This is a genomic window from Streptomyces aureoversilis, from assembly GCF_042657885.1.
GTDB classification, from domain to species: Bacteria; Actinomycetota; Actinomycetes; order Streptomycetales; family Streptomycetaceae; genus Streptomyces; species Streptomyces aureoversilis.
Genome location: NZ_JBHSKJ010000021.1, coordinates 24,979 through 47,974, shown reverse-complemented (window position 1 = coordinate 47,974; position 22,996 = coordinate 24,979). Strand labels below are relative to the sequence as shown.

The 22,996-nt window shown below is 72.6% G+C and carries 20 protein-coding genes; 7 read left to right on the top strand and 13 right to left on the bottom strand.

Annotation, left to right across the window (positions count from 1 at the left end):
* Positions 1 to 49: 49 nt before the first annotated feature.
* Both ACFPP6_RS29405 and ACFPP6_RS29400 read right to left on the bottom strand, forming a co-directional pair.
* Positions 50 to 394, bottom strand: a complete 345-nt coding sequence (locus tag ACFPP6_RS29405; RefSeq protein ID WP_382048703.1) for a thioredoxin family protein — start codon at positions 392 to 394, stop codon at positions 50 to 52.
* Positions 395 to 597: 203 nt separating this feature from the next.
* Positions 598 to 1,902 (bottom strand): YhgE/Pip domain-containing protein, encoded by a 1,305-nt coding sequence (locus tag ACFPP6_RS29400; RefSeq protein ID WP_382048700.1) that lies wholly within the window; start codon positions 1,900 to 1,902, stop codon positions 598 to 600.
* A 134-nt stretch (positions 1,903 to 2,036) separates the two neighbouring features.
* On the opposite strand from ACFPP6_RS29400, the gene ACFPP6_RS29395 reads away from it, so the two are divergent.
* The 3 genes from ACFPP6_RS29395 (at position 2,037) to ACFPP6_RS29385 (ending at position 5,333) form a co-directional block, all read left to right on the top strand.
* Positions 2,037 to 2,708 carry a MerR family transcriptional regulator gene (locus ACFPP6_RS29395; RefSeq protein WP_382048697.1) on the top strand — a complete coding sequence of 224 codons (672 nt, stop codon included), beginning with the start codon at positions 2,037 to 2,039 and terminating at the stop codon, positions 2,706 to 2,708.
* An 86-nt stretch (positions 2,709 to 2,794) separates the two neighbouring features.
* Positions 2,795 to 3,502, top strand: a complete 708-nt coding sequence (gene ubiG / locus ACFPP6_RS29390; RefSeq protein ID WP_382048694.1) for a bifunctional 2-polyprenyl-6-hydroxyphenol methylase/3-demethylubiquinol 3-O-methyltransferase UbiG — start codon at positions 2,795 to 2,797, stop codon at positions 3,500 to 3,502.
* A gap of 154 nt (positions 3,503 to 3,656) precedes the next feature.
* On the top strand, positions 3,657 to 5,333 hold the full coding sequence (locus tag ACFPP6_RS29385; RefSeq protein ID WP_382048691.1) for a purine-cytosine permease family protein: 1,677 nt from the start codon (positions 3,657 to 3,659) through the stop codon (positions 5,331 to 5,333).
* A gap of 11 nt (positions 5,334 to 5,344) precedes the next feature.
* On the opposite strand, the gene ACFPP6_RS29380 is transcribed toward ACFPP6_RS29385, so the two are convergent.
* A complete protein-coding gene (locus ACFPP6_RS29380; protein WP_382048688.1) occupies positions 5,345 to 6,376 on the bottom strand; it encodes a methyltransferase in 1,032 nt (343 codons plus the stop codon).
* 243 nt (positions 6,377 to 6,619) lie between these two features.
* Here ACFPP6_RS29380 and ACFPP6_RS29375 point away from each other — a divergent pair, with 243 nt between their 5' ends.
* Entirely contained in the window at positions 6,620 to 8,029 is a 1,410-nt protein-coding gene (locus tag ACFPP6_RS29375) for a Dyp-type peroxidase (protein WP_382048685.1), read from the top strand.
* Positions 8,030 to 8,079: 50 nt separating this feature from the next.
* Here ACFPP6_RS29375 and ACFPP6_RS29370 read toward each other — a convergent pair whose 3' ends face one another.
* From ACFPP6_RS29370 to ACFPP6_RS29355, 4 genes are all read right to left on the bottom strand, one after another.
* Entirely contained in the window at positions 8,080 to 9,183 is a 1,104-nt protein-coding gene (locus ACFPP6_RS29370) for an alpha/beta fold hydrolase (RefSeq protein WP_382048683.1), read from the bottom strand.
* A complete protein-coding gene (locus tag ACFPP6_RS29365) occupies positions 9,180 to 11,051 on the bottom strand; it encodes a hypothetical protein (RefSeq protein WP_382048680.1) in 1,872 nt (623 codons plus the stop codon). The genes ACFPP6_RS29370 and ACFPP6_RS29365 overlap by 4 nt, the downstream gene beginning before the upstream one ends.
* Positions 11,048 to 13,540, bottom strand: a complete 2,493-nt coding sequence (locus ACFPP6_RS29360) for a GMC family oxidoreductase (protein WP_382048677.1) — start codon at positions 13,538 to 13,540, stop codon at positions 11,048 to 11,050. Before ACFPP6_RS29360 ends, ACFPP6_RS29365 begins: the two co-directional genes overlap by 4 nt.
* Before the next feature lie 300 nt (positions 13,541 to 13,840).
* Positions 13,841 to 14,002: a hypothetical protein gene (locus tag ACFPP6_RS29355; protein WP_382048675.1), complete on the bottom strand. Its 162-nt coding sequence runs from the start codon at positions 14,000 to 14,002 to the stop codon at positions 13,841 to 13,843.
* Between the two features lie 350 nt (positions 14,003 to 14,352).
* Here ACFPP6_RS29355 and ACFPP6_RS29350 point away from each other — a divergent pair, with 350 nt between their 5' ends.
* Positions 14,353 to 14,748, top strand: coding sequence for a hypothetical protein (locus ACFPP6_RS29350; RefSeq protein WP_382048672.1), 396 nt, complete (start codon positions 14,353 to 14,355; stop codon positions 14,746 to 14,748).
* Between the two features lie 826 nt (positions 14,749 to 15,574).
* On the opposite strand, the gene ACFPP6_RS29345 is transcribed toward ACFPP6_RS29350, so the two are convergent.
* Both ACFPP6_RS29345 and ACFPP6_RS29340 read right to left on the bottom strand, forming a co-directional pair.
* Positions 15,575 to 16,432: a hypothetical protein gene (locus tag ACFPP6_RS29345; RefSeq protein WP_382048669.1), complete on the bottom strand. Its 858-nt coding sequence runs from the start codon at positions 16,430 to 16,432 to the stop codon at positions 15,575 to 15,577.
* A 93-nt stretch (positions 16,433 to 16,525) separates the two neighbouring features.
* A complete protein-coding gene (locus tag ACFPP6_RS29340; protein WP_382048667.1) occupies positions 16,526 to 17,479 on the bottom strand; it encodes a LysR family transcriptional regulator in 954 nt (317 codons plus the stop codon).
* A gap of 89 nt (positions 17,480 to 17,568) precedes the next feature.
* Between ACFPP6_RS29340 and ACFPP6_RS29335 the strand changes: the two genes are divergently transcribed.
* Together ACFPP6_RS29335 and ACFPP6_RS29330 are read left to right on the top strand one after the other, a co-directional pair.
* Positions 17,569 to 18,489 carry a zinc-binding dehydrogenase gene (locus tag ACFPP6_RS29335; RefSeq protein WP_382048664.1) on the top strand — a complete coding sequence of 307 codons (921 nt, stop codon included), beginning with the start codon at positions 17,569 to 17,571 and terminating at the stop codon, positions 18,487 to 18,489.
* A 119-nt stretch (positions 18,490 to 18,608) separates the two neighbouring features.
* Positions 18,609 to 19,478: an alpha/beta hydrolase family protein gene (locus ACFPP6_RS29330; RefSeq protein WP_465269385.1), complete on the top strand. Its 870-nt coding sequence runs from the start codon at positions 18,609 to 18,611 to the stop codon at positions 19,476 to 19,478.
* A 24-nt stretch (positions 19,479 to 19,502) separates the two neighbouring features.
* Here the strand turns inward: ACFPP6_RS29330 and ACFPP6_RS29325 are convergent, their stop codons facing one another.
* From ACFPP6_RS29325 to ACFPP6_RS29310, 4 genes are all read right to left on the bottom strand, one after another.
* Positions 19,503 to 20,126, bottom strand: a complete 624-nt coding sequence (locus ACFPP6_RS29325; protein ID WP_382048658.1) for an isochorismatase family protein — start codon at positions 20,124 to 20,126, stop codon at positions 19,503 to 19,505.
* A gap of 85 nt (positions 20,127 to 20,211) precedes the next feature.
* Positions 20,212 to 21,204 carry a GlxA family transcriptional regulator gene (locus ACFPP6_RS29320; RefSeq protein ID WP_382048656.1) on the bottom strand — a complete coding sequence of 331 codons (993 nt, stop codon included), beginning with the start codon at positions 21,202 to 21,204 and terminating at the stop codon, positions 20,212 to 20,214.
* Positions 21,205 to 21,367: 163 nt separating this feature from the next.
* Positions 21,368 to 21,808 carry a hypothetical protein gene (locus ACFPP6_RS29315; RefSeq protein ID WP_382048653.1) on the bottom strand — a complete coding sequence of 147 codons (441 nt, stop codon included), beginning with the start codon at positions 21,806 to 21,808 and terminating at the stop codon, positions 21,368 to 21,370.
* 206 nt (positions 21,809 to 22,014) lie between these two features.
* On the bottom strand, positions 22,015 to 22,890 hold the full coding sequence (locus ACFPP6_RS29310; protein ID WP_382048650.1) for an NmrA family NAD(P)-binding protein: 876 nt from the start codon (positions 22,888 to 22,890) through the stop codon (positions 22,015 to 22,017).
* Between the last annotated feature and the right edge of the window lie 106 nt (positions 22,891 to 22,996).

Genomic DNA, 22,996 nt, shown 5'->3' with positions numbered 1-22,996 from the left:
CGGCTGCCGTCAAGCGCTTCGGGGCGCGGCGCCGGTGACCCGCGCGGCGTCACGCGGTCTCAGCCGTGCCCGCCGTGCCCGCTGCGCCGATCAGCTCCCGCAGTGCTTCCGGGCGGGGTGCGACGACTTCGGCGAGCCGGGTGCCGCTGCGGAACGCCATGACGACGGGGACCGGGCCCACGCCCGCCTTCTGGGCGACCTCGTACGCCTCGTCCAGGTCCACCGAACGGAATTCGATGCCGGCGAATTCGGGAAGTTCCGAGAAGCGCTCGAGGGCGGGGCCGGTCACGCGGCAGAGGGACGCCCATGTCGCGCAGAAGAACACCACCACCGGCTTGTCCTGGCTGATCGTCTCCTCGAACTCGGCCAAGCTCGTCAGCGGTGTGATGGCCATGTCGTTCGTCCCTTCGTGACTCTTCCGGCGTGCAGGGAGGGGGACAGCCCGTGTGCATCACCGTTCCACGGGTCCGGCGATCGCGCATACCGGCAGTCGCGCTCGGCGGTCAGGAGCCGGGAACGAAAGCGGGCCGGGCAACGAAAAGTGAGCCCCGGGCGCATGGCGCCCGGGGCTCACCGGTCCTTCTTTGCTGATGCCTTCTAGACCGCGGCAGGTGCCGCCGCGGTGTCGGCGGACTCGCCCGGGCGGGGGATGCGGTGCAGGCCCTTGCGGTCGTAGAGGCGGGTGACGCCGAAGCCGAAGAGCACCGAGGCGACCAGGGCGATGCCCATGGAGATCCACGCGCGGGTGAGGCCGGCGTCGGCCTGGGCGTCGTAGTAGAGGATGGAGCGCATGCCCCCGGTGATCTGCCGGAGCGGCTCGAACTCGGAGAGCGTGCGGAAGAAGCCGGGCAGCGCCTCCAGCGGCACGGTCGCTCCGGAGGACGGGACGGCCATGGCGATGAAGATGATGGTGGAGACCAGCATGCCCGGCGTGCCGAAGACGGCGAGCAGGGTCAGGGCGCTGACGCCGACGGCCGCGATCGTGCCCACGGAGTAGAGCCACAGCAGGCCGAGGTGGGAGGCGTCCATGTCGAGGATGCCGACCGTGGCGAGTTCGACGAGGGAGCCCATGACCACGGAGAGGCCGAGCATGAGGACCGTGCCGACGGCCAGCGTGCGGACGCGGCTCGTGTGCCGGACGGGCATCCGCTGGCGGAAGGGGCCGAAGTCGGTGTGCATGTAGCCGAGCGCGGTGTCGACCTGGGAGCTGATGGCGTTGGCGCCGAGCACGCCGCAGACGACGAGGACCAGGGCGTAGTAGAAGGCGCTCAGACCCATGGCGCTGTGCGTGCCGAGCGGGTGGCCGTCCGCCACCTCGACGTTCACGGGGTCGGCGAGCATCAGCTTGGCGGCCGGGGCGAGCTGGGCCTTCTGGGCGGCGGCCCGGTCGAGGAGGTCCTTGCCGAGCTGGGCGGAGGCGGCGTGGGCCGCCTTCTGGTTCGCCTGGCTGGCCATGGAGGAGCCGATGCTGCCGGCGGACTGGTTGGTCAGCACCGTCAGGGCCGGGCGCTTGGCCTCCGTCGCCTTCGGGCTGGTCAGCCCCGCCACCGTGGCGGTGAAGTTCTCCGGGACGACGAGTGCGCCGTAGACCTTGCCCTGGCCGAGCCGCTTGTCGGCCTCCTCCCGGCTGACGACCTGCCAGGCGAAGCTGTCGTTGTTCGCGGCGGACTTCTCGATCCCGGAGACGACCTGGTCGCCGAGGTTGAGGTGCTTGCCGTTGGTGTCGGCGCCGCGGTCGCTGTTGACCAGTGCGATGGGCAGGTCGCGCAGGTTGCCCTTGGGGTTCACGTTGCCGCCGACGTAGAGCAGGGCGAACAGGATGGAAACCACCGCGACGATGAGGCCTGAACCGATCCACAGCTTCGGGCTGCGGAGTACGGAAGAGGGCTCGGGGGAAGGCATATTCGCTCCGAGTTCTTACCTAGAGAAACTAGATACTGAAGGTATCCAGTAACTAGATAGTGGCAGTATCTTCCAGGAGTGTCCAGTCGTCGCAGTAGGACGCCCGGCCGGCGCACCACCACCGAGGAAGCCGCATGAAGATCTCCGAGCTCAGCCGCACGACCGGCGTGCCGGTCGCCAGCATCAAGTACTTCCGGCGGCAGGGCCTGCTGCCCGCCGGCAAGGCGACGGCCGCGACGCTGGCCGAGTACGGGCAGGAGCACGTCCAGCGCCTGCGGCTGATCAAGGCCCTGACCACCCTGGGCGGGCTCTCCATCGCCGCCACCCGCGACGTCCTCACCGCCGTCGACCAGGCACACAGCACCGACAGCGCCCTCGGGGCGGTGAGCTACGCCCTGCCGGTGCCCGTCGCGGAGTCCCCGGTCGGTGACGCCGACCGGGAGGCGGAGATCGGGTCGGCCGCGGAGGCGGAGGTGGCAGACCTGATCGCGGCCATGGACTGGCAGACGCCCGGCACGTCCCCCCACGTGGCGGGGCTCACGGCTGCGGTGCGGGAGCTCAGACGCCTCGACGCGGACTACCGGCCCGGCGAGCTCGTCGCCTACGCGGAGCTGGCCCGTTCCATCGCCCGTTTGGACCTCGACCGTGCGGCCGCCTTCGACGCCCCGGAGGCACTGGCCGAGCAGGCGGTCATCGTCTTCGCCCTCTCCGCTCCCGTGCTCGAACTGCTCCGGCGGCTGGCCCAGGAGGACCAGGTCCGCCGCCGCATCACGAGCCTCCCGAGCGACGGACCCCGCACCGGGTGACACCTCCGCGCTCCGTTGCCGGGCGGGCCGGCTCTCGTTGCTCAAGGGGACGATGCCGGCCGGCCATGGAGAACGGGGAGTGCAGGATGGGACGAGGCGACGGAGGAGCCGAGCTCTTCGAGAAGATGGCTCGTGACTGGTGGGCCGAGGATTCCCCGGCCGCGCCCTTGCGCGCCCTCAACCAACCGCGGTTCGCCTTCTTCGACCGGTACGTCGACGGCGGCTGGACCGGCCAGAGGGTACTGGACGTGGGCTGCGGCGGGGGCTTCACCACCGAGTACCTCGCCTCGCGCGGCGCGGTCGCCTCGGGAGTCGACGTCTCCCCGGCCCTGGTGCGCGCCGCCCGGCAGCACGCCGCGGAGTCCGGTCTGGGCATCCGCTACGCCGTGGGAGCGGGGGAGCGCCTGCCGTTCGCCGACGGGTCCTTCTCGGTGGTCACCTGCCTGGACGTGCTCGAGCACGTGCCCAGCCCCGGCGAAGTGGTGCGCGAGATCCGTCGCGTACTGGCCCCGGGCGGAGTGTTCCTGTTCGACACGATCAACCGGACCTGGCGCTCCCGCATGATCATGATCTGGGGTCTGGAGCACGTGCTCCGGGTGATCCCGCGCGGGACGCACGACTGGAACGACTTCATCACCCCGGCCGAGACGACCGGTTACCTCGGCGCTGCCGGGCTCACACCCCTGGGCCGGATGGCCGGACTGTTCGTGGTCGGCCGCCGTCCCGACGGCACCTTCCGGACCCGCCTGACCCGGAACCTCTCCTGCACCTATCTGGGCGCCGCCCGCCGCTGACCGCAGCGGCTCACCCGGCCTCATCCGGCTCCCCCGGACGTGAACGCCGAAACATCGCCTTCATGTTCGAGGAGGCGGCAGGAAATACGCCCTGTCTAGCGTTCCCCGTGGCCGGCTGCCAGCCGTTGCAGCCACTGCACGCCCAGGAGACCGCATGAGCAGTACCGAGCGACGATTGAAGGAACCCGCCGGCCGCGAAGGGTCTCGGCAGGCCCGGGCCGAGCCCGGGCCCGCGGCCCGGGAGACCCTGGAGGACTACACCCTCCGGTTCGCCCCGCGCAGTTACCGCCGCTGGACGCCGATGGTCGTGGCGACCACGGCGATGGGCGGGATCGCGTACCTGGCCGACTTCTCGATCGGCGCCGGCATCGGCCTCACCCACGGCACCGGGAACGCCCTGGCCGCGATCCTCGTCGCCGCCGTGGTCATCTTCGTCACGGGCTTTCCGCTCGCCTACTACGGGGCGCGCTACAACATCGACCTGGACCTCATCACCCGCGGCTCCGGCTTCGGCTACTACGGTTCGGTCCTGACCAGCGTCATCTTCGCCAGCTTCACCTTCATCTTCTTCGCCCTCGAAGGGTCGATCATGGCGCAAGGGCTGAAGCTGGGCCTGGGGCTGCCGCTGTGGCTCGGCTACCTGGTCTCGACGTTCATGGTGATCCCCCTGGTCGTCCACGGGATGAAGGCGCTCAGCAAGCTGCAGGTGTGGACGACGCCCGTCTGGTTGCTGCTGATGGTGGGACCGCTGGTCTACTTGGTGGCCACCGACCCGGGCACGGTCGACCGCTGGCTGTCCTACGCGGGCACCGACGGCCAGGGAGGAGTGAACACCGCCTCGGTGCTGCTGGGCTCCGGCGTCTGCCTGTCACTGATCGCGCAGATCGGCGAACAGATCGACTACCTGCGCTTCATGCCTCCCCGTACGGACGCGAACCGCCGCGCCTGGTGGACGGCGGTCGTGGTGGCCGGTCCCGGCTGGGTCGTGCTCGGTGCGCTCAAACAGGCGATAGGGGTCTTCCTCGCCGTATACGTCATCGCCTCCGTGGGGCCGGCGGCCGCGACCGAGCCCATTCAGCAGTTCAAGGCCGCCTTCGACGCGATGATGCCCTCGTGGCTGGTCGTTCCGCTGGCCGTGGTCCTGGTCGTGATCAGCCAGATCAAGATCAACGTGACGAACGCCTACTCCGGCTCACTGGCGTGGACCAACTCCTTCACCCGCCTGACCGGGCGCTACCCGGGTCGCATGGTGTTCGTCCTGCTCAACCTGGCCTTCGCGCTGGCGCTGATGGAGGCCGACATGTTCAGCTTCCTCAACCGCGTCCTCGGCTTCTACTCCAACTGCGCCATCGCCTGGGTCGTCACCGTGGCCACGGACATCATCGTGAACAAGTACCTGCTGAAACTCTCCCCGCACGCACCCGAGTTCCGGCGCGGCATGCTCTACGCCGTCAACCCCGTGGGCACGGTCGCCTTCGTCGCCGCCTCGGGCCTGTCGATCGCCATGTACTTCCACGCCCTGGGCGACACGCTCCAGCCCTACTCCCCGGTCGCGGCGGCACTGATCGCCTTCGTCCTCACCCCGCTGATGGCCGTACTGACCAAGGGGCGCTACTACCTGCGCCGCGCCACGGACGGGATCGCCGAACCCCTGCTCGACGCGGACGGCAACCCGAGCGCCACGCTCTACGAGTGCCACGTGTGCCGGCAGGAGTTCGAGCGCCCGGACGTGGCCGCCTGCCGCACCCACGACGCCGTGGTGTGCTCCCTGTGCCTGAGCACCGACAGGATCGGCGACCACGTGCTCCCCGCGAGCGGCGGCGCCGCGTAACCGCCGGAGGCTCAGACCGCGGCGGCCTCCACGATCGAGGCGAAGCCCGGCGTGGGCAGGGTGCGCACGTGGCGCAGGCCGGCCTCGGCGAAGAGGGCGTCGAGCTCGGCGGGGGTGCGGGTGCTGCCGCCGAGGGCGGTCATCATCAGCATGTCGAGGTCCTTGCCCGGGTGCGGGTCGTTGCCCGGCGGCGGGACGGCGTCCACGACCAGGACCCGGCCGCCCGGGGCGAGGGCCTTGCGGCAGGAGCGCAGGATGCGGACGCAGTCCTCGTCGCTCCAGTCGGGCAGGACGTGCTTGAGGAGGTGGATGTCGCCCTCCGGGGCGCCGGCGAAGAAGTCCCCGGGCTCGGCCCGCCAGCGTCCCTCCAGCTCCGCTTCGGCGAGCAGGGGTTCCCGCACCGCCGCCGCCTGGTCGAAGAGGACGCCCGACAGGCCGGGGTGGCGCTGCAGGACGGCCCGGAGCAGTCCGCCCCGTCCGCCGCCGACGTCCACGACCGTGCCCCGGCCCGGGAACGGGTACGCGGCGGCGACCACGTCGTCGAGCGGACCGGAGAAGGCCGCCATCCCGGCGTCGAAGACCTCCCGGGCCGCGCCGTCGGCGGCGAGGTGCTGGAAGAAGGGGGTGCCGAAGACCCTGGGGAAGGCGGATTCCCCGGTGCGTACGGTCTCGGCGAGGTCGGCCGAGGGACGCAGGAACATGTCGTCGGTGAGCAGGAGCACCGTGGCGTGCAGCGAGCCGGGAACGTCGGTGCGCAGGGCGTACGCGGCGGGCGTCAGCCCGAACCTGCCCGTCCCGTCCTCCTGGAAGACGCCGCGTGACGCCAGGTGCCGCAGCAGCCGGCGCAGCGTCGGGCCGTCGGTTCCGGTGTCCGCGGCGAGCTCGGCGGCGGTGCGCGGTCCGTCGGCGAGCCGGTCGGCGATCCGCAGCGACGCGGCGGTCCGCAGCGCGGCCGAGCGGAAGAAACCGAAGGTCTCCTCCATCAGCCGCATGGCGCCCGACGCGTCGGGGGCGGAGGAGTGGGGGCTGGACGAAGGCTCCAAGGTGATCTCCCGGGGGGTGGCTCCGGCGGGTCCGGAGGATCACCACCCTTCCAGCCGCCGCCCGGGCCCCGGCACCGCCGCTGTACGGATCTTCGGCTAGGACTTCCGGCCTAAGGCGCCTCCGGGTCGACCGAGTCGCGCATCACCGGGATGTCCACCAGGCTGGACACCGGAACCGGAACCGGATCCCGGTCCGGACCACCGGAAGGACGCCAGAGTCCAGGCTCGACGGAAGGGGCCGGCATGCCCGTCGATCTCGGCAAGCCGTTGTCGTGGAAGAACGCGACCGGTGATGCCGACACCATGCTGCAGAACTTGCAGGCGAACATCCTGAAGGGCCACGTCCGCGAGCACCTGCACATCCTGCTGGTGCAGTTCGGCAAGGGCCCGGCGGGCGCTGCGGAGGCCCGGACGTTCCTGGCCGGGCTGGTGCCGCTGATGAAGTCGGCCAAGGAGCACCTCCAGGAAGTGGAGGGCTTCAAGCGCAACGGGTCGAGCGGCGTCCCGGACACCCCCTACGTCGGTGTGGGACTGACGAAGGCCGGCTACGACCGGCTGGGCCTGTCGGACCGGGCCCCCTCCGACGAGGCCTTCGAGCGGGGCATGCGGGACGACGGGACCCGCAGCATGCTGAAGGACCCGGACATCGCGCAGTGGGAGGCCGGCTACCGGGAGGAGATCCACGCCGTCGTCCTGGTCGGCGACGCCGAACCCCGCCCGGCGGGCGCCGGGCTCAAGAAGGTCGAGGAGCTGCTGACCGGTTCGCTCCGCGTGCTCGGCAAGGAAGTGGGCCGTGGCATGCGCAACGCGAACGGTGACGGGATCGAGCACTTCGGATACGTCGACGGCCGCAGCCAGCCGCTGTTCCTCACCGAGGACGTGGAGGACGAGCGCCGCGGGACCGACGGGGTCTCGGTGTGGGATCCCGCCGAGGCCCTGGCGCGCATCCTGGTCGCGGACCCGGCCGCACCCGACCCCGCGACGGACTTCGGCAGCTACTTCGTGCTGCGCAAGCTGGAGCAGAACGTCCGGGCCTTCAGGAAGGCGGAGGAAGAGCTCGCCGATGCGTTGAAGCTCGACAACGACGACCGCGAACGGGCCGGCGCGATGCTCGTCGGACGCTTCAAGGACGGCACGCCGCTCACCCTGCAGGCCACGCCCGGAGCGCACAGCCCGGTGATGAACGACTTCACCTACGCCAGCGACGGCGCCGCCGACAAGTGCCCCTTCCAGGCCCACATCCGCAAGACCAACCCGCGCGGGTCCGGCGGCTTCGAGTCGCCGGAGGAGGAGCGCCGCCACCTGATGGCGCGGCGCGGGCAGACCTACGGGGAGCGCGCCGACGGCCCCGGCGGCGATCTGCCCGAGGGCGGCGTCGGCCTGTTGTTCATGGCGTTCAACTCCGACCTGGTCGACCAGTTCGAGTTCACGCAGCGCAACTGGGCCAACAGCACCGGCTTCCCGGATTCCGGCAGTGAGCCGGCGCCCGGCCTCGATCCGGTCATCGGGCAGGGCAGCCGGCCCCCGGCGACCTGGCCGCGGGTCTGGGGGCAGGAGGAGGGCCAGGAGGTCACTTCCCCCGCGCAGACCGTGACCATGAAGGGCGGCGAGTACTTCTTCATGCCCTCGCTCGCCTTCCTGCGCAGCCTGTGACCCCGTACGGGCCTTCGGTCGAGGGCCTTCGGCCGAGCGGTCGAGGGCCTTCAGCGTGCGAGTTCCTCGAGGATGAGGGGGTAGGTCTCGGTCGCCGCGCGGCGACCGAGGAAGACGTCGAGGTGGCCGTAGCCGGGCAGGACGTGCAGGCTGTCGCGGCCGGGGCGGTGGCGCTGCAGGAATTCGAAGGTGCGCCGCTGGCTGTCGGCCAGGAAGCACCGGTTGTCCCGCCCGGCGACGAGGACGAAGCGCGCGTCCGTGCGCGGCGCCCGGGCGACGAACGACGCCGGCAGGGCCTCGACGGCACCGGTCGGCACGAGGTGGCCGGCCTGGATGCAGCGGTTCATCTGGGCGAAGAACGTCATCGGGACCTCGGCGAACTCGCCGCGGATCCACTCGTGCGTCGCCTCGTCGAGGTTGGCGTGGGACCACAGGGCGGGCCGCCCGCTGCCGTAGGTGAAGCTGACCATGCGGCACACCGGGTTGCGGCACTCCGGGTGGGTGGCGCGCACGCCCCAGACCATCAGCCGGGAGACGACGCCCTCGGGGCGGTCGCCCCAGGCGGGGGAGAGGTAGGGGGTCACGCGGCTGATCAGCGGCGCCAGGGTGCCGATCTTGAAGGTCGACAGGCGCGGGACGACGGGGTGCAGCGAGACCGCGTTGCTGACCACGGTGTCCACTTCGGGGAGCAGGCCGGCGGCCATGGCCATGGTGAACGACGTCGAGCCCTGGCAGTGCACGACGGCCTTGAGCCGGTCCGCGCCCGTGGCGTCGAGCACATGGGCGACAGCGGCGGGGTGGTCGTAGGCGGCGGCCTGGTCGAGGGTCCAGGGCACCGGGTCGAGATCGATCGACGCGCGCCAGTTGAGCAGCCACACGTCCCAGCCGTCGTCGAGCAGGGCGTCGACGAAGGTGCGCGGCAGCGGCGGGCGGAAGAGTTCGGCGCGTACGCCCGCGCCGTGGACGACGATGACGGGTCCGCGGGTGGGCGGGTGGCGGCCCTGGACGTGGACGAGCGTGAGCGGCCGGCCGTCCAGGGCCTTCAGCGGCTGCACCTCGGTGACGTGGTCCCGGCGCGTGGTGGGCCGGGTACGCCGGGCATGCCGGTTCGGTCGCGGTGCGTCGGCCGGTGCGCCGGCCGGTGTGCCGGTCATGGTGGCTTCGCCTCCCGGGCGATCACGACGGGGTCCTCGATGGGCCGTACGGGCGGCAGACGGTCGGGCACCGGGCGCTTGCCGCCGGCCGGGTCGTCCTCCAGGTGCCAGTCGCGGCAGACGCCGTCGAGCATCAGCGCGTGGAGGGTGAGGTCGCCGTCCGGCGCGATGTGCAGGCGCAGGAATCCCTTGTGGTCCTCGATGGACTGGCCCGACATCTGCCAGTCGGCCACCGTGCCGTGGCGCGCCCAGAGCACCCACAGGGCGAAGGCCTCGGACCCCGCGGTCGCCCCGGCGGCCCCGGCGAGCAGGAGGCACAGCAGCAGGACGGTCCACCCGGGCCAGGAGGACGGGAACGGCAGGGCGACGGCGGCGACCAGGACCCCTAGTGCGACCACGCCCTGCAGCAGGGCGGCGACCGCAGGCACGGGGGGAGCCGCGGAGCGGGCGAGGGAGGTGCTCTCGTGTCTGCGCTTGCGGACCAGCCGGGCGAGCCAGGGCAGTACGGTCAGCGCCGCCACGACGGCCACGAGCATCGCGGCGAAGCGGAGGGCGTCCTCCCAGCCGGCGGCGCGCACGGCTTCGTCGGGCCGGATCGTGCCGCGGGCGAGCGCGAACACGAAGCTGACGATCAGGAAGAGGACGGCGTGCACGCCCGCGGCCAGTGCGCCGAAGCCCGGGTTGCGCCGGGGCGGCCAGCCGCGCGACCACGGGAAGGCGATGCGGCGGGCGATGCGGCGGGACTCGTCGGGCGCGGGGCAGGTGTGCTGTGCGAGGGCGAAGTCGACCGGTGGACTGTCCTTCTCCCGCAGGTGGGACTCGCGGGGCGGCAGCGGCAGGTCGGCGGGCAGCCCGTGCGTGGAGGTCAGGTAGGCGCCGCCCAGTCCGCACGTGACGAGCTGGCGTCTGCGCGGGTCGGGAGGCAGCGCGGCGGGACCGGGCGGGTCGGTGGGCAGGCGTTCGGCGTAACGCGCGTAGTGGTGCTTGTCGCCGGTCAGCCACAGCCGGACGGAGGCGCCCGTCGGCTCCCGCGCCCCCGTCTCCCGGTCGGTGACCCGGGTCCGGACGATGTTGCGGTCGAACCAGTGCAGGGAGTTGAAGGCGTCGGCGTCCTCCTGGGCGCTCTCGACCCAGGCGGGGGTGGCGGAGCACACGATCACTCCGTCGCCCGGCCGGAGGAGGGCGGACAGGTGGGTCTCGAAGTAGCGCAGCTGGGGGTCGTCGACGTAGGCGCCGAGCTGGCTGTCGAGGCCGACGAGCCACCAGCGCCGGGGGAGCCGGACGACGAAGTAGCTGCGGGTCTGGCGGGTGCGCCAGCCGCCGATGTCGCGCCGCTGGGCGAAGATGCGCAGGAAGGCGGTGAGGCCGTCGTACCAGTCGTGGTTGCCGGGGAGGGCGACCATGAGGGGGCGGTCCTCCGCCGTCGGCAGGGCGGCGCGGTAGGGGCCCTTCATCCGGTTCTCGTAGGCGGTGGCCGACGCCACGGGGTAGACCTCGTCGCCGCCGAGGACGAGCAGGGAGCCGCGCGGCAGCCGGGCCGGTGCGCCGCCGGGACGTTCGACGGCGGCCTCCTGGGCCGCCAGGGTCCAGGCGACGGTGCCGGTCGCGTCGAAGCCGTCGCCGAGGTCGGCGGCGTAGTCGATCCAGACCTCCTGGGCGCCGGGGTCGTCGAGCGGTGCGTGCAGGGGCCCGGCGTCGAGGGCTCCTTGGATCTCCCGCTTGTCCAGGTAGCCGGCGAGGGTGAGGGCCAGGACGACCTTGCCGGCGGTGCGGGCCAGCTCGTGGGGTGCCAGCCAGCGCACCTGCTCCTGCGGGACGAAGGGCAGCTGGAGCTCCTCGGCGTGCTTGCGCAGCTCACGGGCCTTCATGCCGGCTCCCCGGGTGGCGGCCGCAGGCGGGAACCGTAGACGTCCCACAACTCGCCAAGGAACAGCCGGCCGAAGCGTTCCAGGGCGCGTGCGGGGTGCGGGCCGGTGGCGCGGAACGTCGTCAGCTGCTGGACGAAGTCCGCGGGACGGATGGTGAGGACGCCCGCGCCGAGCACCGCGGCGCCGGCGTCGCCGTCCGGCTGTACGTGCCCGGCGAGCAGGCGGACGTAGAGGGTGGTGGTGTCGGGCCAGAGGTCGGTGCCGGGGTCGTCGTGGATGTCCTTGCGGCCGACGAGCGTGAGCGGGCTGCCGCCGGGGGCGCGAAGGTGCAGGCGGTAGAGCATGCGGCGCCGGGCGGGGTCGTCGTCGCGGGTGAAGAGGTTGAACCAGCCGTGTTCCACCGGCAGGCGCCCGCCGAGGGCGTCGCAGTCCGCGTGGCCCGCGAGGGTGGCCGGGTGGGCCGGGTCGTCGACGAAGCGGTCGACGTCGTGGGCGGTGACGGTGAGCCGGAACGCCAGCCGCTGCTTGCGCTGCCGGCCCAGGTCCCGCCCCTGTTCGGGGTCGTCGACGTCGAGTGCCGCGTGGCCCTCCATCTCCTCTGTGAAGGAGAGGCCGGTCGGCCGCTCGCCGCCGGCGGGCGCGGGCTGGGGGACCTCTTCGACGGTCATGCCGGGCGGTACGAGCGCCTCGGCGGGCAGGTCGGCGGGAGCCTCGGACGGCACGTCGGCAGCCACCTCGGCGGCCGAGTGCGGGCCGGGGCCCTGCTCGAGGATGTGGTCGCAGGCGCGGTCGGCGAACGCCGCGATCGTCAGGGACGGGTTGGCGCCCACCGGCCCGGGCAGCGCGGCGCCGTCGAGGACGTACAGGCCCGGGAAGCCGAAGACCTCGCCGAAGGAGTCGCAGACGCCCTCGGCGGGGTGACGGCCCATCGGGGCGCCGCCCAGCGGGTGCACGGTGATCACCCGGTGGGACCACCACAAGGGATTGTCGCGGAACTCCGCGCCCAGCTCCTCGCCCAGGTCGCGCATGACCGACCGGACGCGCTCGAAGTAGCGCAGCGAGGTCTGTACGGTCCAGTCGATGTCGAGGTAGCCGCGGCGCAGGCTCATCCGGCCGTCGGGAACGTCGCGGCCCATGCCGAGGAGGGGCAGCGACGTGTCGGAGAACTCGGCCGGACCCAGCAGCAGCGACAGCTGACGGCCGATGTTGCTCTGCGGATCGTGCCCCAGCCGCGTCCGCAGCCGGTGCAGGGCGAAGGCGAGCGCGCGGCGGGCGCTCCCGGGCATCTGCGCCGCCTCGCTGAGCCAGTCGGCGAACGTGGGATATCCCGCGTCCTGGATGTAGAAGCCGCGCCCCTGAGAGCCGTCCTCGTCCAGCTCGTCGCCGACGCGGACGGCGCTGGTGATGACCGTCCCGGTGCTGCTCTGCAGCCGGCGCGGCCCGGGCGGGCCTGTGCCGTCGCCGTCGCCGTCGGTGGCGGTGGTGGTGGCGTGGAGCAGCAGTCCGAGCAGGTCGCCGTTGCCGCAGAACCGGGTGCCCAGCGTGCTGCTGATGCCGCGCAGCGCGGCGCGGTTGCGCAGCAGCAGGTACGTCGAGCCGAAGGTGCCGGCCGCGAGCACCAGCCGGCGGCAGGCGATCCGGTGGACGGGGAGCTTGCCGGTGGCGGTGGGACGGCCTTCGCGGCCGGGTTCGTGGACGACGTAGCGGACCTCGTAGCCGCCACCGGGGCGGGGCGCGAAGCCGCGCACCTCGCAGCGGGTGCGGATGTCGGCGCCGTGGTGCCGGGCGGCCGACAGGTAGGTGTGGTCGAGGGTGTTCTTGGAACCGAAGTTGCAGCCGACGTCGCATTCGCCGCACATGCGGCAGGTGCTGCGCGGCAGGTCGTGGAGGTTGCCGTAGGAGGGCTCGGCGATCTGCGCGCCGGGGACGGGTGCCGCCCCGGGGCGGGGAGCGAAGGAGACCGCGAGCGGCGGCCGCCACACGGGCAGGCCGAGACGGCCTGCGGCCTCGTGCATCGCAACGGTCTTGGGCGTGTCGGTGTAGGGGTACGGAGTGGCGCCGAGCATGTCCTCGACCCGGTCGTAGTGCGCGTCGAGGTCACTCCTGCTCAGCGGCCAGTTCTCGTAACCGCCGCCCGGCAGCGGTGACTCGTGCACGAACCAGCGTTCGTCCTTGCGCAGCAGGACGTTGGCGTAGATGAGCGAGCCGCCCCCCAGGCCGCTGGAGACGACGCCTTCGAGGCCGCGGAAGGACCAGATGTCGAAGAGGCCGTGCATGCCCGCGCTGGGGTCCCAGAAGTTGCGGGACATGCCCGCCGGGGTGCGGGGGAAACTGCCGGGCGGGTAGGGCTTGCCCCGCTCCAGCACCACCACGGACCGGCCGCCTCCGGCGAGGCGGTACGCGGTGACCGAACCCCCGAAGCCCGAGCCGACGACCACGACGTCGGCGGTCTCTACGGCTGGTCGGCTCAGGAGCCGGTCGTTTGCCATCGGTGCTCCCTTGCGGGGCTCCTCCGAAAGGCCTGGGGAAACCTGACGGGCCTCTACGGCAATCTTCGCGCCGGGTTGACAAGCGGGCAAATCGTGGCGGGAGTCCCTGCCCAGAGGCGTGAGCGCGTCCCTGTGCCGTGCATTTCAGGCGCGGGGCCCGCGGACGACTGCGACATGGGCGCCCGCGGTGAGCAGCGTCGCGGCGGCGACGCACGCGGACGTCAAGGCAGCCGTCACCATGTCCGTGACCAGGAGCAGCGGGACGGCCAGAGCGGACGCGGTGACCGTCCCGAGGAGGGGTCAGGTGAGGAAGGCCCGCCGGGAGGGCCCGGCGCGGGGAGCCGGCGGGGCGGCCGGGCACAGCGCCGCCCAGCAGGCGTCCGCCTCCCGCCGCTCCCGGGCGAGGTGCGCGCGGGCCCGGGCCCGCAGCAGGGCTCCTGCCGCGGCCCCGCCGCCCGCCACCGTGCACGTATGCGGCGCACCGCCCGGTGCCCGCCCGCTCCCGAGACCCGGGCCGCCGATGCAGGGACGGCACACCCGGCCGCCCCGCCAGAAGATCGTCAGCGACACCGGGTCGGAAAGGGCCGAACGGCGCTCCGACCCGGGGCCGGTGGGGCCCGGTGCAGAGGCGGACCGCTCCGACGCGGGTGACAGCTGGTTCCCGTGATGCTCAATGGCTGTAAGTGAGCTGTTCTGTGCGCTGGTCCAGGCCTATTCTCCGGTGTGCTCGTGATCGGCGACAGTTCGTCAGTTCTCCCGTTCCGGAGCGGTGGCCCGGCTGCTGCTCCGTCGGCGAAAGGAAAGCAACAGTCATGGAGCACTCACGCAAGACCACCCGTATGCGGCGCACCGCCCTTGTGGCGGGGCTGTTCATCGCCGTGTCGGCGTCGCTCGGCACGGCCCAGGCCTCCGCCCGCACCTCGGCCGTATCCGGCGCGACGGCGGCCCCGTCCGACTGCCCGAAGTACTACTTCTGCGGCTACAAGGACGCGAACTTCAAGCGGCTGGCCTTCAAGTTCAAGGACTGTTACGTCCAGGAGATCCCGGACGGGCTGAACAGCGGCGGCTCCTGGTACAACAACCAGTCCGACGGCACCAGGGCGAAGATGCTCAACAAGCAGAGAGTCGTCATCTACACCACGCCCGGCGCGCCCTCCTCGGACGCGCACGGCAACTGGGCTCCCGTCTGGTACATAGACGCCTGCTGACCGCTCGGCGCGCGGGAGCCGAGCCGCGTGGCGTCCAGTTCGTCCTGCCAGGCGCCGGAGGTGAAGGCGGAACCGTAGGGCCCGGCGCAGGTGGCCAGGTGTTCGGTGAGGGCGGCGCGCAGCCGGCCGCCGGGGTCCCGCCCGCATCGGCGTCGATCACGGCGGCGGCGAGGACGGCCGTACGAAGGGCCTGGGCGGTGCCCGTGCCGCTGAGGGGGTCGTAGCGGATGGCGCCGGCGCCTACGGTCAGCAGTCCGGCCGGCGACTGCGCCGTGGGGGGCAGCGCCGGAGCGAGGTGCAGGCGAGGAGCGGCCGGGACGGCGGTCGCCGTACGCGGCGGACGGCGCAGGGCGCCGCCCAGTGCGGACTCGGCGAGCAGCCGGGCCAGCAGTGCGGCGGGGTCCGCGGCGGGGCCGGGCACCATGGCCTGCACCAGGCAGTCGCCCGCGCCGAGCGGCGTGAGCTGGAGCCAGCCCAGAGCGGTGGTGTCCAGCACGGCCGTACGCTCGTCCCGTCCCGCTCGCAGCGGGGCGGTGCCCACCAGCCACTGCCGTCGGCCCAGCGTCCGCTGGGCCGACGGCCCGCCCGGGGCCTGCGCCGTCACCGTCCACCGCGCCGGGCGGCCCGTCCCCGTCCGGCGGCCGAGTCCCCAGCCGCTCTCGTATCCGGGCCGCCAGCACCGCACCGTCGATCACCCGGGTCGCCTGCGCGAACTGTGCGGTCCCCGTGCCCGGCTGCCACCGCACCTGCCGGCGGGTCAGCGACCAGGCGTCGCCGAGGAGCCCGCCGCCCCACAGGGAGTCGATCAGCTCCAGCGTCGGCCCGGTCAGCAGCAGGGGCCGCGCGCCTGCCCCTCCCTTCGGCGCGGACGTGGGCGCGGGCATGGGCGTGGGCATGGGCACGAGAGGTAGGCCGGTTCCCGGACCTCCGCGCGCTCGACCCGGTCCGTCAGGCCGTCGGCGAGGGAGACGAAGGGCCTGCGGTCCGGGGCGAAGTCGGGCGGAGCGGCCACGATCCGGGCCGTCGCCGTCAGATCACCCGGGAGGGTGACGGTGACGATCCCGTCGCAGACGTCGTCGACGAGGCCCAGGCTCTCCTGAACCTCCGCCAGTTCCGCCCCGGCGAAGAGGCCGCCCGGGACCGTCCTCGGATCGTCGCCGGTGTTCTGGAGCGGAAAGCCGCACCACTCCGCGTCCGGATCGAGAATGAGCCGCTCAGGCGGCAACGCGTAGTCGGTGCCGTCCGCGCGGTCCTCCAGGTCCTGCGGCCCGTACACCGCGCCGGTCCCCGGAGTGAAGCGCAGCTGCAGCTCCGGAAGAGCGGCATTCGGGACGGGCACCTGCACCGAACCGAGCGGCAGGTTGCGCCCGGGCGGCACCAGCGGGTTCGCGACGCCCGGCGGGGACTGGCCGGCCGGCGGGTGCCGGGCGTGGTCGTCGCCCCGCACCTCGGCCCGCGCCTCGATGCGGTCACCGTCGAACTGGGTGTAGTGGTGCGCCTTGAGGTTCGCCACCGCCACGTCCCAGCGCACGTCTGCCAGGTCCAGCCCGAACTCCGCCGGCACCGCCTCGGTCAGCGGCCCCGTGCGGCGGCTCCCACCGGTGGTCCACGTCCCGTGCAACTCGAAGTACGGGCATACCGGCCGCCACCCGTCCGCGTCCTTGAAGCGCACCTCCGAAGGCATCCGCTCGCTCAGGGTGCCGTCGGCGGCGAGGTCGAGGGTGGGGGCGGGGACGGCGGTGAGACCGTGTCACGCCTGACACGGGGCGAGTGCCGCTCATTGCCCCTCGGCCGCCCGGTGCCGGGGACGGCTCGTCGGCGGTTCGGGCAGCCAGTCGTGAGCCGGGTCGTACTCCAGCCATCGGCTCCGGCCGGCTTCTCCCGCGCAGGCCGCGACGAGACCGTCCAGCCCCGGGTGTCCGTTTCCGGTGCGCCACAGCAGCGACCAGGCGTACAGCGGCGTGGGGTCGACCAGCGGGACGGAGCGCAGCCCGGGGACCTCCGGCAGGGGTACGTCGGCGGGCAGCAGCGAGAAGCGGTTCGGGTCCCGTGCCACCTCGCCGAGGAAGTGGACGAGGCCCAGATTGACGCTCGCGGCCCTGTCCCGGATGCCGAACCGCTCGGCGAACCGGTGGAGGAAGTCGAGCCGGTCGAGCGCACCGGGTGACCACAGCACGCTGCCGCGCAGCTGTTCCGGCCGCAGTGCAGGCTCGGCGGCGAGCGGGTGATCCGTGCTCAGTACGGCGTCGACCGGTTCGAGGCGGACGAGGCGGTGCGTCAGCCGCGCGTGCAGCGGGGGGTGGACCCGGCCGAAGGCCGCGTCGATGTCGCCCTGCAGCAGCGCTGCCGTGACCGACGGCAGGTCGCGCCCGTGCCCCGGCACCAGCTCCGCGGCCCGTCCGGCGACCTGGGCCAGCGTCCGCATCGGCGCGTAGAGGTGCCCCCAGACGTCCACGCGCAGCGGGCGGCCCTTCCCGACCGCCGCCGCGACTGCGGCATCGGCGGCGGCCACGGTCTGCCGTGCGGGTTCGAGAAAGCGCCGGCCGGCCTCGGTGAGATGCACCCCGCCTCCGGCGCGCCGGAACAGCGCGACGCCGAGCAGGGTTTCCAGCCGCGCGATCCGCTTGGACAGCGCCTGCTGGGAGACGCCAAGCGTACCGGCCGCCCGTCCGAAGTGCAGTTCCTCGGCGGCGCGAACGAAGGCACGTACCTGCGCCACGTCGAGATCCATGCCTCTCACCATAGGTGACAACCAACAGTTGTGGACTGCGCTCGTCCGTTGTTGGATCGTCGGGCGCCCCGGGCGGTTGCATTCTCGGCATGCAAAGACTGATTCCCACGGGGGAAGCGGCGCGTCCCGTCGCCTTCGCCGAGGTCCCCCAGCCCGTCCCGGAGCCCGGTGAGGCACTGACCAAGGTCGAGGCGTTCGCGCCGAACCGGGGCGAGACGTTCCTCCTCGAACACCCCCGCCCGGGTTTCCTGCCCGGCAAGGACGTCGCAGGGCTCGTCGTACAGGCCGCAGCCGACGGCTCGGGGCCCGGCATCGGCACCCGCATCGTCGGGCACCCGGCGCAGGGCGGCTGGGCCGAGTACGCCGCCGTGCCCACGCACTCGCTCGCAGTGCTCCCGGACGGCATCGACAGCGTACGGGCCGCCGCCCTGCCCCTGGCCGGGATCACCGCCCTGCGGCTGCTGCGCACGGCCGGCTCCCTGACCGGCCGGCGCGTGCTGCTCACCGGCGCTTCGGGCGGCGTCGGCCACTACGTCACCGAGCTGGCCGTCGGTGCCGGAGCCGAGCTGACCGCGGTGACGGCCACCCCGGTGCGCGGAGAGCGGCTCGCGGCACTGGGCGCCGAGGTCGTGCACGACGTCGCGGCGGCCCGGGGACCGTTCGACGTCGTGCTGGAGTCCACAGGCGGACCGGATCTGCCCCTCGCCCTCTCGAAGGTGCGGCCGGGCGGCACGCTCATCTGGTTCGGCCAGGCGAGCCGCACCCCGGCGACTCTCGACTTCTTCCAGCTGCTGAGCGGGCCCGAGCGCGTCACGATTCAGCACTTCCACTACGCAGGCGCCCCGTACGGATCCGACCTCGCGGCACTGGTGCGCCTCGTGGAGCGGGGCCGGTTGCATCCGGAGGTCGGCCGGACGGCCGGCTGGGCGGAGACCGCCGCCACCCTGGTCGACCTGAGAGAGCGCCGGATACGCGGCAAGGCCGTGCTACTGACAGGAGAAGGACGATGAGCGCCACCGAGTTCGCCGCGGCCCAGTGGACACGCGCCACCGGCGCGGGCGTCGACCCCCACGAGTACCGGCGTGTCACCGACGCCCTCACCTCCGTCGCCGACTGGGGGCCGTCCTTCCTGCGCACCGGAAACGCCTATCTGGAGCGCGCAGAAGCCGCGGGATCCTCCGTCTCGGCGGGTGAGCACCTGCTGATGGCAGCCCGGTGGTTCCACCTCGCCACGCTCGCACCGTACGCGGAGGCCGGCCGCGCCGCCGCCGAGGCCGACCGGGCCTTGGACCGAGCCCTTACGGTGCTGGAGCCCGGGGCCCGGCGCGTGAGCGGCGAAGGGTTCACCGGCCTGCTGCGCGGCCCCGCCGACGCGCCCGGCACCGTGGTCGTCGTCCCCGGCCTGGACTCGGCCAAGGAGGAGTTCCTCGACCTGGTGTCCGCGCTGCTGGCCAGGGGGCTGGCGGTGTTCGCCATGGACGGCCCCGGGCAGGGCGCGCTCGCCGCCACGACGACCCTCGGACCGGACTACGAGCAGGTCGTGGGCCGGGTCGTCGACGCCCTCGGCGCCGAACGCATCGGACTCGTCGGCCTCAGCCTGGGCGGCTACTTCGCGGCCCGGACCGCGGCACTGGAGACGCGCGTGGCGGCGGTCGCGACCGTCAGTGGCCCCTTCCGTCTCGACTGGGAGGAACTGCCCCAGCCGGTGAAGGACATCATGGCCCGGCGCGCCGGAGGAGCCGGCGCCGCCCGCGAGTTCGCCCGCCAAGTGGACCTCTCCGCCCTGGCACCGCGCGTCGCGGCCCCGCTGCTGGTCGTGGACGGGGGCCAGGACGTCATTCCCGGAGTGACGAACGGCGAGCCGCTGGCCCGCACGGCCCCGCAGGGCACCTATCTGTCCGTCCCCCACGGGGATCACCTCCTCGGCAACGCGCGGCCCGACTGGCTGTCCCGCCTCACCGACCACATCGCGAACACCCTGATCGGAGAACGGGCATGAACCGCTTCACCGGGGACCCTGGAATCAGGCGGGAAGTGCGTCGACGGTGGGGACGACGGTGCCGAACAGATCGGTGATGGTGGTCAGGGCGGCGGCTTGGAGGGCCGCGGCGGGCAGGACGGCGCCCTCGGGCGTGGTGAGGGCGCGGGTGGCGGTGGCTTCGGCGACGACCGTGGGGCGGTAGCCGAGGTTGAAGGCGCCCTGAGCCGTGTAGTTGACGCACATGTGGGTCATGAAGCCGCCTATGACCAGGTCCTTGCCGCTGCCCGGGGCGGCGCCCAGGCCGGTCAGGATCTTCTCCAGTCCGGTGAGGTGGAAGGAGTTGGGGAACTGCTTGACCACGACCGCCTCGCCGTCCACCGGAGCGACTTCGTCGCTGATGGCGCCGATGCGGGCGCGGATGTCGTAGGGGGTGTTCTCGCCGCCGTCGTTGATGATGTGGACGACCGGGACGCCCGCGGTACGGGCGCGCTCCAGGAGGCGGGCGCCGGCCGCGAGGGCTTCTTCGGCGCCTTCCAGGGCCATGACGCCGCTGCGGTAGGTGTTCTGGAAGTCGACCATGATCAGGACGGAGTCGCCGAGCCTGGGCGGCCGGTTGTCCAGGCCGATGACGTCGCGCAGGGTCGTGGAGGGCTGGTTGCTGCTCATGGTGTGCCTTTCGTAGGGGAATGAGGCAGGGCGGAGCTGCCCGCCCTGCCGGAGTGAGCAAGGGGGATACCGGTGGGTGGGGATGTCAGCCGGTCCGGGTGCGGAAGCGGCGGCGGTACGCGGCGGGCGTGGTGGCGAGCTGCCGTTTGAACGCCCGGTGCAGGGTCTCCACCGAACCGAGCCCGGCCGCGGCCGCCACCTGCTCGAGCGCGTCGTCGGTGGTCTCCAGCAGACGCCGGGCCACCTCGACCCGGGCGGCCTCGACGTAGGCGGCGGGACCGGCGCCGGTCTCCTGTTTGAAGACGCGGGCGAAGTGCCGCTCGCTCAGGCACATCCGGGCCGCCAGCACCTCCGCGGACAGGTCCTCGTCCAGGTGGTCGGCGATCCACAGCCGCAGCTCGTCGATGTCGCGGCGGGCGGAGGCGGGCCGGCTGAGCGGCACGGAGAACTGGCTCTGCCCGCCCTGCCGCTTGAGGTACATCACCAGCTGCCGGGCCACCGCCAGCGCCACGTCCTCGCCCAGGTCCTCGGCCACCAGGGCGAGCGCGAGGTCCAGGCAGGCGCTGATGCCGGCGCCCGTCCACAGCCGGCCGCGGTCGGCCCGGACGAAGATCGGATCCGGGTCGACCGTGACGGCCGGATGGTCGGCGGCGAGCTGGGCGGCGGTCGACCAGTGCGTGGTCGCCGTCTTCCCGTCCAGCAGCCCCGCTGCCGCCAGTACGTGCGCACCCACGCACACCGACGCCACCCGCCGGGCGTGCACGGCGGTCTCCTTCACCCACGCCACGACATCGGTGTCGATCCGGGCCGTGGGACCGTCGTCGGTCATGTCGACCGCGCCGGGCACCAGGAGGGTGTCCACCTGCCCGCCGACCTCGTCGAAGGCGAGATCGGCCAGCAGTCGCACACCCGCCGACGTCCGCACCTCGCCGGCGGCCGGCCCGGCGAGGCGGACCCGGTAGCCGGCGCGGCCTGCGGTCTCCCGGTTGGCCAGGGCGAAGACCTCTGCCGGGCCGGTGACGTCGAGGAGATCGACATCGGGGAAGACCGCGATGACGACACGGTGCGAAAGGGGCATGACCCCATCCTCACCGCCACCACAGATGACCGCAATGACGGCCTTCTGTCACATCCGGACATGGGGCCGGGACGTCGGTCAGGTGAATCCGCCCACCGTGCCGGGCGCCGACCGCGGCACGGCAGGCGGAATTCGGGGGCGGGACAGGCGGAACGGTGTCTGCTTACACTTCGCAGTTCACCTTCGTGCCGCCGTTGACGAAGCAGACGTCGAATCCGGCTCCGCCGTCGACGACTCCGCCGTTGTTGTCCAGGACCGTGATGACGTCGTTGTCGTTGCCGCCGTTCACGCGACCGCGGTTGACGACCACGGAAATGTTGTCGTTGCCGCCGAGGCCGTTGACGGTGTCGGTGGCGCCGACGACGGAGCACCGGATCCTGTCCGGCCCCGCCGTGCCGTTGATGACGGCGCCGAATACGGGTACGCCGTTGACCGTGCAGAACGCCGTCGCGGCGGCCGCTCCGGAGCGGGGGGCGTCGGCGTGGACGGGGGCGGCCAGCAGCGCGGCGGGAAGGGCCGCCGTGGCGGCTGCCGCGGCAAGCCGGCCGATCCGGCGGCGAGTTGTCGTACGCGCGCGGGCTGGGTTTCTCCTCGTGTCGTCCATGACGAGCACGTTCCCTTCATGAGAAGGACTTTCCGGCCTCGAGCGGAGCCGGACTCTCCTCGTAAACTTCCGCAAACGCGACACGCGAAAACGATATGAACGTTACCCGAAATGGTGAATTGGGGAATTCCTGGGAGAAAGGCCCCTGCGGGGTGAATGCGACGGCCGGACGCGAATGCCTTCGACGGCCGGATGCCGCACGCGTGTTACCTCTCCAGAAGCGGACGCAGCTGGGCATGAGCCCACCCGCTGAGCCGGGTGGGAGTGGTGGTGAGCAGGTCGCGGGGCTGCTCGGGCACGAGGTCGCGCGATCCGGAGGTCATCCCGACGATGCCCTCCACCGCCGAGGGAGGCAGCCCGGCCGCGCGCAGCGCGTCCCGTGTCGCGTCGTCGCTGACGGGGTCGAGCCGGACCGGGTACCCGAGCGCATCGGTGAGGATCTGCGCGACCTGGTCGAAGGTGAGGTCTTCCGGCCCGTGCACGGCCTGGACCACCCGGCCCTGCCAGGCGTCGCTCAGCAGCCGGGCCGCGACCACGTCTCCGATGTCGCGCGGATCGACCCACGGCATCGGGTGGCCGGGATCGAACGCCGTGGTCAGGACGCCCCGGGAGAGCCCTTCGAGGTCGAACAGGAGGTTGGTGAAGAAGTACGCGCACCGCAGGTGCAGCACATCCGCTCCGGTGGCGTCGAGTTGTTCCTCGATCCCGGCCAGGGCATCGATGTGCCCGACCCCGTGCCGCTTCTCCGCCCCGATACTGCTCAAGAACACCACCCGCCTCACATCGCCGGCCCGGGCGGTCTCCACCAACGGCGCCGCGGTCCGCAGCGAGGTCTCCACCGGATCCGCCGTCGTATGCGGCGTGGGATCGACCCAGAAGACGGTTCCCGCTCCCGCCACCGCCTCGCGCACGAACCCGGCGTCCGTCAGGTCGCCCCGGCGCACGTCGACCCGCGCGCGGGTCGCCTCGTCCAGGCGGGCCGGGTCCCGGACCAGAACGCGGGGACGGACGCCGGCCTGGAGCAGCAGCCGCACCACGCGCGACCCCACGTGTCCCGTCGGTGTGGTGACCACGATGCTCATGGAAACATCCCTTCGCGCACGGCACCGGTCATGTACGGCACCCCTCACGTACGGCACTGGCGTTCCCCGCACTCTAGAGCTCCCCGTGGCCGCCGGTGCGGAGTTG